General features: G+C 31.9%; 12 protein-coding genes. 3 read left to right on the top strand and 9 right to left on the bottom strand.

Translation table 11 applies throughout. From position 1 onward, the window contains the following. Position 1: 1 nt before the first annotated feature. The 5 genes from OZP10_RS11020 to surE all read right to left on the bottom strand — a co-directional run bounded on the left by OZP10_RS11020 (position 2) and on the right by surE (position 4,804). Positions 2-2,032 carry a ComEC/Rec2 family competence protein gene (locus OZP10_RS11020; RefSeq protein WP_281634666.1) on the bottom strand — a complete coding sequence of 677 codons (2,031 nt, stop codon included), beginning with the start codon at positions 2,030-2,032 and terminating at the stop codon, positions 2-4. A gap of 53 nt (positions 2,033-2,085) precedes the next feature. Beyond that, the gene (locus tag OZP10_RS11025; protein WP_281634667.1) at positions 2,086-2,571 is read right to left on the bottom strand and encodes a C40 family peptidase; all 486 of its coding nucleotides are present in this window, start codon (positions 2,569-2,571) and stop codon (positions 2,086-2,088) included. Between the two features lie 6 nt (positions 2,572-2,577). Continuing rightward, positions 2,578-3,699: a lipid-A-disaccharide synthase gene (lpxB, locus tag OZP10_RS11030; protein WP_281634668.1), complete on the bottom strand. Its 1,122-nt coding sequence runs from the start codon at positions 3,697-3,699 to the stop codon at positions 2,578-2,580. A gap of 63 nt (positions 3,700-3,762) precedes the next feature. Further along, complete coding sequence (locus tag OZP10_RS11035) at positions 3,763-4,032, bottom strand: hypothetical protein (RefSeq protein WP_281634669.1); 270 nt, start codon at positions 4,030-4,032, stop codon at positions 3,763-3,765. After that, positions 4,025-4,804: a 5'/3'-nucleotidase SurE gene (surE, locus tag OZP10_RS11040; RefSeq protein WP_281634670.1), complete on the bottom strand. Its 780-nt coding sequence runs from the start codon at positions 4,802-4,804 to the stop codon at positions 4,025-4,027. The genes OZP10_RS11035 and surE overlap by 8 nt, the downstream gene beginning before the upstream one ends. Before the next feature lie 213 nt (positions 4,805-5,017). Between surE and OZP10_RS11045 the strand changes: the two genes are divergently transcribed. From OZP10_RS11045 to glsA, 3 genes are all read left to right on the top strand, one after another. Next, on the top strand, positions 5,018-7,201 hold the full coding sequence (locus OZP10_RS11045; RefSeq protein WP_177211147.1) for a carboxy terminal-processing peptidase: 2,184 nt from the start codon (positions 5,018-5,020) through the stop codon (positions 7,199-7,201). Between the two features lie 90 nt (positions 7,202-7,291). Next, on the top strand, positions 7,292-8,077 hold the full coding sequence (locus OZP10_RS11050; protein WP_281634671.1) for a DNA/RNA non-specific endonuclease: 786 nt from the start codon (positions 7,292-7,294) through the stop codon (positions 8,075-8,077). A gap of 43 nt (positions 8,078-8,120) precedes the next feature. Further along, positions 8,121-9,146: a glutaminase A gene (gene glsA / locus OZP10_RS11055; RefSeq protein WP_281634672.1), complete on the top strand. Its 1,026-nt coding sequence runs from the start codon at positions 8,121-8,123 to the stop codon at positions 9,144-9,146. Between the two features lie 60 nt (positions 9,147-9,206). On the opposite strand, the gene rpe is transcribed toward glsA, so the two are convergent. The 4 genes from rpe to OZP10_RS11075 form a co-directional block, all read right to left on the bottom strand. Beyond that, on the bottom strand, positions 9,207-9,869 hold the full coding sequence (gene rpe / locus OZP10_RS11060) for a ribulose-phosphate 3-epimerase (protein WP_177211144.1): 663 nt from the start codon (positions 9,867-9,869) through the stop codon (positions 9,207-9,209). Positions 9,870-10,246: 377 nt separating this feature from the next. Continuing rightward, positions 10,247-11,110, bottom strand: a complete 864-nt coding sequence (locus tag OZP10_RS11065; RefSeq protein ID WP_007804760.1) for a sigma-70 family RNA polymerase sigma factor — start codon at positions 11,108-11,110, stop codon at positions 10,247-10,249. A 175-nt stretch (positions 11,111-11,285) separates the two neighbouring features. Beyond that, positions 11,286-13,076 (bottom strand): hypothetical protein, encoded by a 1,791-nt coding sequence (locus tag OZP10_RS11070; RefSeq protein ID WP_281634673.1) that lies wholly within the window; start codon positions 13,074-13,076, stop codon positions 11,286-11,288. A 17-nt stretch (positions 13,077-13,093) separates the two neighbouring features. After that, positions 13,094-14,284, bottom strand: a complete 1,191-nt coding sequence (locus OZP10_RS11075; RefSeq protein ID WP_281634674.1) for a DUF4249 domain-containing protein — start codon at positions 14,282-14,284, stop codon at positions 13,094-13,096. Between the last annotated feature and the right edge of the window lie 12 nt (positions 14,285-14,296).

A 14,296-nucleotide genomic window follows, 5' to 3' on the forward strand; every position in this document is an offset into this window, starting at 1 on the left:
ATTATAGTTGATAATATCCCTTTTCTTTTGTTGAATGAAAAGGGATGTTTTTTTTAAGACAGCTTTTTTTCCAGTATTTCTGAATCGAATTAGAATTTGAACCATCTGCAATAACAACTTTTGGATGAATATCTTCCAGCACTCGATCTAGATTTATTTTTGAAGTTTGAGTAAGGATTAAAATGTCTGGGTGAATTTTTTCTGGAACAACTTTAGCGCTGTCAATTATTAGAATTTTGTTGTGTTTAAAGTAAAGCACGTTTTTAATCTCTTTGATTTTAGACAGAGCGATTGAATTTCCAATGAGATAAGAATTTATAGTTCTTGTATTGATGTTCTTCTGAATTGTATCTCGGGTATAAAGTGTAATGTTTCTTCCTAAACGTTCAGAAATAATTGTATTGCTTTTTTCATTATAAACAATTAATTCGTTTTTGTTTTCGGTTTCGATTTTAGTCAGAATAAAAGAAATTTGAATCAAAATAATTGTGGTAAATACTAATGTCAATTTATTAAAGCTGGGTTTTTTAATCCAGATTATTGAGCCAATTGTAAAGAGGGAGAATGTCCATAAATGATAGAGGTTGAAACGGATATCTCTAATGACAAATGAATCGACAGATGCTACAGCATGAATCATTAAGTTTAAAAGATAAATGCTTTTTTCAAAAATCAATGTTATGAATAATGGTGGACTTGTAAAAATGGCGATAATCATAATTACTATTCCTGCAATCATAATAAAAGATAAAACAGGTAGGATAATGATGTTTGTGACAAAAAACAGACCTGGAAATTGGTGAAAATAGTAAAGGCATAAAGGCAAAGTACCAATTTGTGCAGCAAAAGAAACGGTCAAAGCTTCCCAAATATAAACGGTCAATTTGTTCTTTGGTTTATAAAGGTTCTTTAAAATAGGATGTAACCAAAGAATAAAGAATAAGGCGATATAACTTAATTGAAAACCAACATCAAATAAAAAAAAGGGTTCAAAAAGTAATATCAATAAAATAGAAACTAATAAAGTGTGATAGATATTACCATTTCTGCGTAAATGACTTCCGATTGCAACAAATGAGAACATAACTACAGATCTTAAAACCGAAGGAGATAAACCAGAAATTATAGCAAAACCGACCAATGAAATTAAGATTGATGCCAATTTAAAGAGAGAACCTTTTCTTGTGTTTGGAATTGGTTTAAGGATAAAAGTGATAAAAAGCATTATAAAGCCTACATGCAGCCCTGAAACAGATAATATATGCGTTGCTCCAGAATATTGATAATCTTGAATTATATCTTGTGAAATCTCCTGTTGCTGTCCTAAAATTAGAGCCAAAGCAACATTCATTTCAGCTTTATTGAATTTTGATTTTTCGAGATTGGAAATTATTCTGGAATGCAATTTTGCACAGTAATACCAAATGTCTTTTTGAATCGTTTTGCTAACCAGAATTTCTTTCTTCTGGCAATAAATCTGCGCGTAGATTTGTTTGTCTGCCAAATACCTGCTATAATCAAACTGGTTTGGATTTTTGTTTGGTTTATTTTGCTGAAGTACAGTTTCAAGTTTAATGCTATTTCCTATCAATAAAGTATTTTGACTGCTATCTTTTTGAACATTTACAATTACTTTTCCTGAATACGCTTTTCCTGAGATTGTTTTTATGAGGCCAATGTATCGATCGCTAAAATCGTTGCTTTTTAATTTTTCTCTTAAGATTAATGTTATGGCTTGAGAATTTTTGAAAGCGGTCTGACAATTTATATAATTATTTTTCTGAAGACTTTGTGTATGGCATAAAAGTGTTAATGCTCCAATGTAGAAAGATAAAATGTAACTCAAAATTCCGAATAATGTCGATTTCTTATTGCGTTTTAAATTCCAAAAGAAAACTCCGGAAAATGCTATAAAACTAATCGAGACGAAAATGGAAACTACCGAGATGGAAAAATGAAGATAATACGAAGCAATTATGCCAATTATAAAGGCTGACGTAATTTTTACTAACGGAAAATCTAATACTTTCATGGCATAAAAGTATTAAATATTTGTAAGAAAAATAATAAAAAAAAATACTCTTTTTAAGGAATTACTCTGTTAACCTGTTCAAAAGAGTTTTTGTAATAAGGTTCTTTAGTGGAGGAAATAATTACTCCTTTTGAAGTCGAGGAATGAACAAATTTTATTTCATCAGAATTGACTTCTGTAATTAATCCAACATGATTAATTTGTCTGCTTTTGTTGGTTTTAAAGAAAATTAGATCACCTTTTTTGGCATCATTTAACGGAATCACTTTTCCAATTTTTGCCTGCTCATAAGAACTTCTCGGAAGATTGATGCTTTCGCTTTCAAAAGTAGTGTAAACCAATCCAGAACAATCAAATCCGCTTTTTGTGGTTCCTCCTGCTTTATATCGAACACCAATATTGTCAGTAGCTTTTTCAACTAGATTATTTACTAAAGTTCTGTTTTCTCTTTTAGATTCGTTTTTGTTTGCAACAGAAGAAGTCGATTTACAAGAAGTAAAAGCAACTGCCAAAAGCAGAAAAAGGAGTATTCTTTTCAAAATAGATTAATAAGTTTGTTTTAAATCGGCAACAATGAGTCTTGCTGTGTTTTTACTCGCTCCAACTCCGCCAAGTTTTTGTTCTAATATATCGTAATTTTGTAGCACTTTATTGCGATAGCTAGGCTCTAATAATTTTTGAAGCTCTTCTTTAATTCGTTTTTTGTTGCAATCTCCTTGAATCAATTCTGTTACCACTTCTTGATCCATAATTAAATTGACAAGAGAAATATATTTTAAGGTGATAATACGTTTTGCAATCTGATAAGAAACTTCACTTCCTTTATAGCAAACCACTTCTGGCACTTTAAAAAGCGCTGTTTCAAGAGTTGCAGTTCCAGAAGTTACTAAAGCTGCGGTTGAAGAGCGAAGCAAATCGTACGTTTTATTTGAAACAAACGCGATGTTTTTGTTTTTTAAGAATTGCTGATAGAACTCATATTCTTGACTTGGAGCACCTGCAATAACAAATTCGTAATCCTGAAAATCATCTACAACGCTCAGCATCACACTTAGCATTTTGGTGATTTCCTGTTTACGACTTCCTGGTAGGACAGCAATGATTGGTTTTTCGCCTAGATTATTTTCTTTTCTAAATAAAGCTTCATCAAAAGCAGGCTGATTCTGAATGGCGTCAATAAGCGGATGTCCAACAAAATCTACAGGAAAATGATGTTTGTCTTCGTAAAAACTTTTCTCAAAAGGCAAAATCACAAACATCTTATCGACATCTTGTTTGATGGCTTTAATTCTGTTTTCTTTCCAAGCCCAAATTTGAGGAGAAATATAATAGTGTGTTTTATAGCCTAATTCTTTTGCCCATTTTGCAATTCGCATATTAAAACCAGGATAATCAATAAAAATAATCACGTCTGGTTTAAATTCTGTGATGTCTTTTTTACAGATTTTGATATTGTTTAAAATAGTTTTTAAATTGAAAACCACTTCAATAAAGCCCATAAATGCTAGGTCGCGATAGTGTTTTACCAGAGTTCCGCCTGCTTTCTGCATTAAGTCTCCGCCCCAAAATCTAATTTCTGCTTCTGGATCTTCAACATATAATGCTTTCATTAAATTTGAACCGTGTAAATCTCCAGAGGCTTCTCCTGCAATTATGTAATATTTCATGTTGGTTTTTTTGTAAATGTGCTAAAGTTGTAACCGTTAAAGGGAACTTAGCAAAGATAAGATTTAAATAACTAATGTAGAAATTGCCAATAGAATCACGGCTAAAATTACGCCTCGAGCCATATATTCTTTGTTCCTCTTTAAAAGAATAGCAAATACGCCAAGATCTAAAAGTGTTCCTATGGTAATTATTTTTCCAAGATATCCGTATTCTCGTATCATTTGAAATCCTTGTGAAATGTCAAATGTGGTAAAAAAAGTGATGAAGAGATAACTTCCTAAAAGAGCCGTAAAAATTCCGATTATAAAACCGATCAGTATTTCTTTAGTCATTTAATTTCCAAGTATTAAGTTGCTGAATAGAGTGGTGAGCGGTCAAGTCAAATTGTACAGGAACAACCGAAATGTATCCGTTTGCCAAAGCCCATTCATCGGTATCTTCGCCTTTATCTTCGTTTACAAATTTGCCCGCAAGCCAGTAATAATCTTTCCCAAATGGAGTTTGTCTTTTGTCAAACTTTTGTGCGTAATACGCTTTCGCTTGACGGCAAACTTTAATGCCTTTAATTTCAGATTCTTTTAGTTTTGGAAAGTTGACGTTTAAAACTACTCCAGGAGGAAGTTTATTGGCCAAAGTTTCTAAAGTGATTTTTTTCACAAAAGACTTGATCGGTTCAAAATCAGCATTCCAATCAAAATCTAAAAGAGAAAAACCGATTGCCTGAATACCTTCAATTCCAGCTTCAACGGCCGCGCTCATGGTTCCAGAATAAATAACATTGATAGAAGAATTCGATCCGTGGTTGATTCCCGAAACGCATAAGTCAGGTTTGCGTTTCAAGATTTCATTTACTGCCAATTTTACACAATCTACAGGGGTTCCAGAGCAGCTGTACTCTGCAATTGTGTCATCGTCTTTTGAAATTTTATCTATAAATAAAGTATTGTTGACTGTGATTGCGTGTCCCATGGCGCTTTGAGGTTTGTCTGGTGCAACAACAATGACATCGCCTATCGTTTCCATAATGCTAATAAGGGCTCTAATTCCAGGAGCCAAAATACCATCATCGTTAGTTACTAATATAAGTGGTTTCTCAGCTTTCATTTAATAAATATTTATGTGTAGTTTTAACAATTGTAAGATTTTAAGAACAAAATTAATCACAATTATTTGCGATAAGTCACAAATACTGTAAAATTTGTCAACTAAGGTAAAGAACTTTTTTACGAATTAAACATTTTTATATCTTTAACAAAAAATTATCGAAGCGTTAGCTCTCGTGGCATAGTTTTTAACGTAACTTAGATAAAAAAATTGATGAATGCTATTATAAAGTTTATGAAAAGAAATTATAAGATACTCATAGCCGTATTGTGCTTATCGCTTACATTATTTGCATTTAAGATGAATGCCGATAGGACAATCGACCCAGATCCGAACAGAGACAAGACACTTTTAGAATTATTAGCATTTGTTATTGAAAAAGGACATTATAGTCCAGCAGAAATAAATGATGAGTTTTCAAAAGGTATTTTTAAGGATTATATTGATGCTTTAGACCCTTCAAAAAGGTTCTTTCTTCAGTCTGATATTGATGAGTTCAAACAGTATGAATTAATGTTGGATGATCAGTTTTTGAATAAAGATATTACGTTTTTTAACCTTACTTATACAAGGTTAATGAAGCGTATGGAAGAAAGTAAAAAACGTTACAAAACGATTTTAAGTCAGCCATTTAACTATAATGTAGATGAGACTTTTGATGCGGATTATGAGAAAATCCCGTATGCAAAGAACTTAAATGAGATTAATGAAAGATGGAGAAAACAGATTAAATTATCTACTCTTTCTTCTTTAGTTACAAAACAAAAAATTGAAGAAGAAAAGAAGAAAAAAGATCCAGCTTACAAAGAAAAATCTTTTGAAACTTTAGAAAAAGAAACTCGTGAAAGTTCTTTAAAATCTCTAGATGATAATTTTAGCGTAATTAAAGATTTGAATAGAGACTACTGGTTTTCTGTGTATTTGAACTCTATCATGGCTCGTTTTGATCCACACACAAGTTATTTTGCACCAGAAGAAAAAGATCGTTTTGATGTAAATATCAGTGGAAAACTTGAAGGTATCGGAGCTCGTTTGACTAAGAAAAACGATTTTACTCAAATTGATGAATTAATTTCTGGAGGTCCAGCTTGGAAAGGAAAACAGCTTGAAGCTGGAGATTTAATCTTAAAAGTAGCTCAAGGAAACGAAGAGCCGGTTGATGTTGTTGGAATGCGCTTGGATGATGTTGTGAAAAAAATTAAAGGTCACAAAGGAACCGAAGTAAAACTGACAGTTAAAAAAGTAGATGGTTCTATCAAAGTAATTTCTATCATTCGTGATGTTGTAGAAATTGAAGAAACATACGCTAAATCTAGTGTTGTTGAGAAAAATGGCTTGAAATACGGAGTAATTTATCTTCCTAAGTTCTATATCGATTTTGAAAATAAAGACGGACGTGATGCAGGAAAAGATATTGCTCGCGAAGTAGAAAGATTGAAACAAGCAAACGTTAACGGTATTGTTTTGGACGTTCGTGATGATGGTGGAGGATCTCTTTCTACAGTGGTTGATATTGCAGGTTTATTTATCGAAGACGGACCAATCGTTCAGGTAAAATCTGCTGGTAAAAAGAAAGAAGTTTTATACGATAAAGACAAAAAAATCGAGTGGGATGGTCCATTGGTTATTATGGTAAACAGTTTTTCTGCTTCGGCATCTGAGATTTTAGCAGCGGCAATTCAGGATTACAAACGTGGTGTAATTATCGGAAGTAAACAGACTTACGGAAAAGGAACTGTTCAAAATGTATTAGATTTAAATCAATTTGTGCGTAACGCAAATTATGGAGATCTTGGTGCATTGAAAATTACAGGACAGAAGTTTTACAGAATAAACGGTGGTTCTACTCAGCTTGAAGGAGTTCATAGTGATGTTGTAATGCCAGATCGTTATGCTTACCTTAAAATGGGCGAGAGAGATATTGATAATGCAATGCCTTGGGATAAAATTGATCCAGCCGATTACAGCACATGGACGTCTAATGAAAATTTTTCTAAAGCAATCAATAACAGTAGAAACAGAATTGCACAAAATCCTCAGTTTAAATTAATTGATGATAATGCAAAATGGATTGATGTTAAAAATAAAGAAAACGTTTATAGCTTGAATATTAAGAGTTTCAAAGAGACTCAGGAACAAGTTGAAAACGAAGGAAAAAAATATAAGCCAATTTCTGATTACAAAAACGATCTGATTTTTACATCACTTCCTTATGAAGAAGAAGAAATGAAAGCTGATGCTTCTTTAAAAGAAAAAAGAGACGCATGGCACCAAGCATTATCTAAAGATGTTTATGTAGAAGAAGCTTTAAATGTATTAGATGATTTGCAAACAAAAAGTTTGGTAAAAACTACAGTTAATCCTAAAATGAAAAAGGATAAACTAGTGAAGTCTTAAGTTCGAGAAGAATTTAATTTGTTAAAAACGCTCTATAAATTTTGAATTTATGGAGCGTTTTTTTGTAAGTTCGCTTTTAAAAATAGAAATATGAAAGGTTGTGTAGGTTTGATTTTGCTAAGTTTTGCATTGTTATCATGTAAAAAAGAAAATACGCAAATTAAGGAAGAGATAAATGGTAATGAAGTGGTTTCTTTTAAAGGAAATTCTACTCACAAAGATTCTTTGTACACAGTTGCTTATCTCCCGATTTCGACAACCAAACAGATTGTAAAGCACCAATATTACACGCTTTCTTATAATGAAAAATTTGAACAGGCAGAATGGGTGGCTTACGAATTGAAAAAGGAGTATTTAAAAAACAGTGATTACAAAAGACCTTATTTTATAGAAGATCCAAAAGTAACAACAGGTTCGGCTGATTGGAGAAATTATAAAAAATCAGGCTACGATAAAGGCCATCTTTGTCCTGCTGGTGATATGGAGTTCAATAAAGATGCATATAATGATACTTTTTATACGTCGAATATTTCTCCACAGAAAAAAGAATTTAATGCAGGAATTTGGAATAGAATCGAGCAGAAAACTCGCTATTGGGCAGGAAAATATGATGATATTTATGTCGTAACTGGCGGAATTGCTAAAGATTCGGATAAAAAAATTGGAACAGAGAAAGTTGCGGTTCCTAAATATTTTTATAAAATTGTTTTAGCTAAATCAGGAAAAGACCATAAGGCAATTGCTTTCTTAGTGCCAAATGAAAAAAGTGATAAATCCATTTATGATTTTGTTGTTCCAATCGAAACTTTAGAAAAAATGACTGGAATTGATTTCTTTCCAAATCTTAAAAACTTAAAAAGCAGTATAGATTTTTAATTAAATACTGTTTACCTATAATTAATCTAGAATAGAAATAAGAATGCCTTTTTTTAAAATGAACAAGCAATTGATTTTTGCTGGTTTAATGATTGCTTTTATCATAAACCACGGCTATAGCCAAACAATACTGAATAAACAAAATATAGAAAATACGCTTAACGACGCCTTTAATAAATTTAAAGATTTAAAAGAAGGAAAAAATGCTGATTATATTAAAGAATTAGCTAATGTTGATCCTAATATTTTTGGTATTGCAATTGTTACTGCAGAGGGAGTCGTATATACAAAAGGGGATATAACATCGATGGTTTCAATTCAAAGTATATCGAAAGTATTTACGATGGCAAAAGTAATTGAACAAGAAGGTCCACAGTTTTTGCAAGACAAAGTAGGCGTAAATGCCACTGGATTGCCATTTAATTCTATTGTTGCAGTAGAAATGCATAAAGGCGATAAAATAAATCCTCTCGTAAATCCTGGAGCGATTGCAACTACAAGTCTTATTCGAGGTAATGATTCTGTAGCAAAATGGAAAGAAATCCAGAAAGTTCAGAGCGACTTTGCTGGAAGGCAGCTTTCTATGAATCGTCCTGTTTATATAAGTGAAGCTGGTGATAATTTGAGAAATCAAGCTATTGCACATTTGTTATTGGCTTATAATAGAATGTATTTTGATCCAGTACAAGCAACAGACATTTATACTAAACAATGTGCATTGAATGTAAATGTAAAAGATCTTGCTACAATGGCGGCCACATTGGCAAATGGAGGCGTTAATCCTGTTACAAAGAATAAGGTGGTTAGTCAGGCAACTGTAATGTATACTTTACCTGTAATGGCAACTGCAGGTCTTTATGATAATTCTGGAATTTGGCTTTTTAATTCGGGACTTCCAGCAAAAAGTGGTGTAGGAGGAGGAATGCTGGCGATATGTCCTGGTAAATTTGGAATTGCTGTTATTTCGCCGCCATTAGATGAATCTGGAAATAGTTTGAAAGCTCAGAAAGTGATCCAATATGTTGTGGAAAAACTTAAAGTGAATCCTTATTGGATTGAACCTAAGTAGGTTTTATATAATAAAAAAAAGTCCAAAAATTATTTTGGACTTTTTTTTGCTTTATAAAATTTAAAAAGTAGTAAGGCTTTTTAAATCTGCTATGGTTTCTGTTGGATTTTCAGCTTTAAAAACAAAACTTCCAGCAACTAAAACATCTGCTCCAGCTTCGACTAATTGTTTTGCATTTTTGCTGGTTACACCGCCGTCAATTTCGATTAATGTTGAAGCGTTTTTACGAGTAATAAGTGCTTTTAGTTTCTTTACCTTATCATAAGTGTTTTCGATGAACGATTGTCCTCCAAATCCTGGATTTACGCTCATTATGCAAACCACATCGATGTCGTTGATGATATCCTCTAATAAGTCAACATTTGTATGCGGATTCATAGCTACACCTGCTTTCATTCCTTCAGCTTTAATTGCTTGTAGTGTTCTGTGTAAGTGCGTGCATGCTTCATAATGTACAGTCAATCCATTTGCTCCTAAATCAGCAAAAGTTTTAATGTATCGGTCTGGATCGACAATCATTAAATGTACATCGATATATTTTTTGGCATGTTTTGAAATTGCTTCTAAAACTGGCATTCCGAATGAGATGTTTGGAACGAAAACGCCATCCATAATATCGATATGAAACCAATCTGCCTGACTGTTGTTAAGCATTTCTGAATCGCGCTGTAAATTACCAAAATCGGCAGCAAGAACTGAAGGAGCAATAAGTGTATTTTTCATTGTGTGTTGTTTTATTGCAAAGATAAAGTTTTTTATACTGTTGATTATAATTTAACCGCAAAGCACGCTAAGAATTACGCAAAGTGCACTAAGTTTTTTTGCCACAGATGAAAGGGATTAAAATGATTTTATAATCTGTGTAAATCCTTTAATCTGTGGCTATTTCTTTTTTTCTTTGTGAACTTTGCGTAATTCTTAGCGTGCTTTGCGGTAAAAAAACTTTAAAAATAAAAAACTCCGGTAATCAGCCGGAGTTTCAATCATCAATCAAAAAACGAACAGTCAATCAAACTGTTGTTTGCGGTACAAAGGTTTCAAGTTTTATGTTTCAAGTTACAAAAGCAACCTGAAACTTTAAACCTGAAACAAATATTGTCTTATCCTAAGTAAGTTTTAAGGATTTTACTTCTAGAAGTGTGTTTCAATCTACGGATTGCTTTTTCTTTAATCTGACGAACACGCTCACGAGTAAGGTCGAAAGTTTCTCCAATTTCTTCAAGAGTCATTGGGTGCTGATCGCCAAGTCCAAAATACAAACGAACAACATCTGCCTCTCTTGGAGTTAATGTTTCTAAAGAACGTTCGATTTCAGTACGAAGAGATTCGTGAATTAATTCTCTATCAGGATTTGGAGATTCACCAGAACGTAATACGTCATAAAGGTTAGAATCTTCTCCTTCAACAAGAGGAGCATCCATAGATAGGTGACGTCCAGAGTTTTTCATAGACTCTTTTACGTCGTTTACAGTCATGTCAAGTTCTTTTGCAATTTCTTCAGCAGAAGGTGGACGCTCGTTAGATTGCTCTAATAAAGCATACATTTTGTTGATTTTATTGATAGAACCAATTTTATTTAATGGCAAACGTACAATACGAGACTGTTCAGCTAGAGCTTGAAGAATCGATTGACGAATCCACCATACAGCGTAAGAAATGAATTTGAAACCACGAGTTTCATCAAAACGTTGAGCCGCTTTAATTAAACCTAAGTTTCCCTCATTAATTAAGTCAGGAAGAGTTAATCCTTGGTTTTGATATTGTTTAGCCACAGATACTACGAAACGTAGGTTGGCTTTTGTTAGTTTTTCTAAAGCTCTTTGATCACCAGCCTTTATTCTTTGTGCTAATTCTACCTCTTCATCAGCGGTAATTAGGTCAACTTTTCCAATTTCTTGTAGATATTTATCTAACGATGCAGTTTCACGATTAGTTACCTGCTTGGTGATTTTAAGTTGTCTCATGTTGTTGTCTCCCTATTTTTTAAGTGTACAAATGGTTATACGTAAGGAGTATCGAAAAAGTTACAAAAAAATTATCTTATTTTTTTTAAAATTAAAAATTTTAATTGTCTGAAATTACAAAAGCCTTGATTTACAATGCAATCAAGGCTTTTATTTATTTGTTTTTTTACGGTAATTATTTTACTGTAATATTTTTAGAAACGTAAACTGGGTGTCCATTTTCAGTAAAACCTTCTAGAACGACCTCAAAATTTCCTTTAATATCAGAAGTGTAAAATGACAAATTTTCTTCTTTTGTATTTAGATTAATATCTGGCTTCCATAATAATTGATATCTGTAATCAGGAATTCTCTGTAATTTATTTCCTGATGAATAGTCAGGATTATTATAAACTTTTTCAGGATTAGGACGCTGAAGTTCCATTGTTTTTAGATACTTCTTCGCATAATTCTCTGAAAATTCATTGTTTTTGGTTTCGAAACTAATTAATCCGCCATATAAATTTGGACCATATACATAAGGTTCTGTAATTAAACTAACCTTATTGACATTTGCCATGTTGTACTCAAAAAGATCACTTGGATCTTGAATTAAAAGCCCGTCAACAAGTACCAATGGTGGTCCAAAAATTTGTAAATCTTTTTGATTGTTTCTTATAAAGAGCTGATATTTTCCGTTGTTTTTTCTATAATAAAGTTCTACAATAATCTCTACTATGTTTTCTTTTAAAGTTGGAAATCGGGTATAATCATCTAAAACATATGATTTTTCGATTGTAGTAAAAAAAGGATTCATAACAGCCTCTGTAACCAAACTGTCTTTCTTGATTTGATAATAGGCATTTTGAATTTGACTTGCTGTTGATCTTTCTTCAATGTCATTTTTTAATTCTGGCGATAAATTTAGTTTTGATGAAAACTGTAATGAAGAAGCGTCAAATTTTGGAAACGGATCTAGATTGATAGTATAATCGTTTCGGTTTTCATCAAGTACCTGTAAAATTGCATTTGGAAAATTAGGAAATTGATCCAGTAAAAATGCAAATTTTCCCTGAGCATTTGTTTTTACAATTTTTAAAACATATTCCTTACCTGGCAGCGATAACGCAATCGATTTGTTGGCTACGTTTTGATTAGTACTTGAAGTTAGATTTCCAGTAATTAATTCTGATCTAATTTCTGGAATATAATTAAAACTGTTTGGAGTATTAACATAGTTTTCAGCAGTTTTTTTTGCAAACTCTGATGGACTTAATTGTTTTAATGTCGGAATTTGGTCTGTTTTTCTTATCGAAACAGAATAATTCCCTTTTTCAATTGTTTCAGTTAGATGCTTTAATTTTAAGTCTACCTTTTCTCTTGTATAATAGCTTTCTTTGTCAAATAATAAATCGATTCTTTTATCATTTTCAGAGTTTGAATTTGTGGTTTGGATTACTGTATTCGATTTTCCAGGATTGGCTATGTCAAATGTAATATTGTCATTTGGTTCTTGAGTTTGAAATGGGTTAATAATAAAAATATCAATTTCATATTTTTGAGAATTAACATTATTGAGCATCCATTTTGTATATGCTACAATTTTATAATTCCCTGTTTTTAAGGTTGTAGGTATAAAATAATCTCCAGTTCCAATTCCTTTATCAAGGTATATTTTGTTTTTTTGGAGTGGTTTTTTTTCACTGTCAATCAATTCAACATAAGCAATTTTGCTTATTTGGCTAGTTTTATTATTTAATGGATTTAGACAGTATAACTTGAAATATAATGTCTCGCCAGTCAAAAAAGTTGTTGTATTTGAATGGATAAAAATAGTTTCCTGATCGGTAATATTTGGTAATGAATTTTTGTTTTGCAAACTCTGGGCGCAAGCAAATTCGATTTGAATAAACAAAAACATCAAAAACAGTAATTGTTTGATTCTAATTGAAAAATTATTCGGGTTATGTATAGAAAAGTGTTTCATGAGATTTTAAAATTGTATTAATCTACCCAAAAAGGAGGAATGATATTAGAAGAAAATGAAGTACAGTCTCCACATGGAGTATTTACCATAAAATAAAGATTTTCAGCTTCGCTTGAAGAAAAGTATGCTAGTGTGAAAGTATTAATTCGTGAGCGTAAGATAGCACCGTTACATTCAGGGTTCGTTGCATCATCACAATTTTTAAATTTCTGCATTAGACAATTGCTTTCATAATATGGCGGTAATGGCTCTTTAGGAAATAAATCAGCATAATTAAAATAAATTCTTTCAGACGAAACTGCAGAAACTTCAAAAAAACCAATAACTTTCTCATCCGAATTTTCATCTGATTTTATATTTCCATAAAAGAAGCCTGGTTGTTTTGGGGAAAGGATATTTCCTGAAGTTGAGGATATATCCCTCATCGTTTTGTAAAAACTATAAGAGGCTAAAGTTTGGATATATTGCTTTACGAAAATTGTATATCGATGTGATATAATATAGTTTTGGTCACTAATGAAACGAACAGGGAAATGAACTCTGTCTTCACTGAGATTATTTGTACTATTCAAGATAATTTCTTCAGATTTTTTACTAGAATAGCATGTTCTTGTTTCTTTTGTTCTCGGACTTATGATGATAGAAGTTCCCTCTGTTGTTGCTTTCCGAGAATCCCACATCGGAGCTATAATTTTATAAGTTTCTGTGTATTCGTACCTATAATATTTTGAGGTGTTAGTAGGGTCATAACTATTTACATTTATTTGAACACCTCTTTGTCCGTTAACCGTTTCTACGGTTGCGGTTACATTATCAATTTTTGTTTCTGTCGTTAAAGTTTGTTGATCCGAAGAATAATTTTTGGCTTCTTTTGTTCTAATTTTTAATTGATATTTTCTTCCTGGTTCTGCTTTGAATGGAGTTATAGATGCATAAACAGTGTCTTTTTCTTCAAATTGATATTCTGTCCCCTGATCATCTAAGATATAGACGTTTGCGCCAGTTTCAAATTTCGGCCCTGTTTCTTCCAGTTGATAAACTTTAGAAATTTTAATGGTTTGATTTTTAAGCTCATTCGTAATTGTGCCTTCAACGACTAATGCACTTTCAAAATCACCATTCTTAAAAGCATATTGTTCTGTGCAGCTATTAAAAATAAGTGACAGAAAAAATAGGACTAATATTTTATATTTAATATAATATTTCATGTTTTTTGAAAT

This window comes from Flavobacterium luteolum (assembly GCF_027111275.1).
In the GTDB taxonomy this organism is placed as follows: Bacteria; Bacteroidota; Bacteroidia; order Flavobacteriales; family Flavobacteriaceae; genus Flavobacterium; species Flavobacterium luteolum.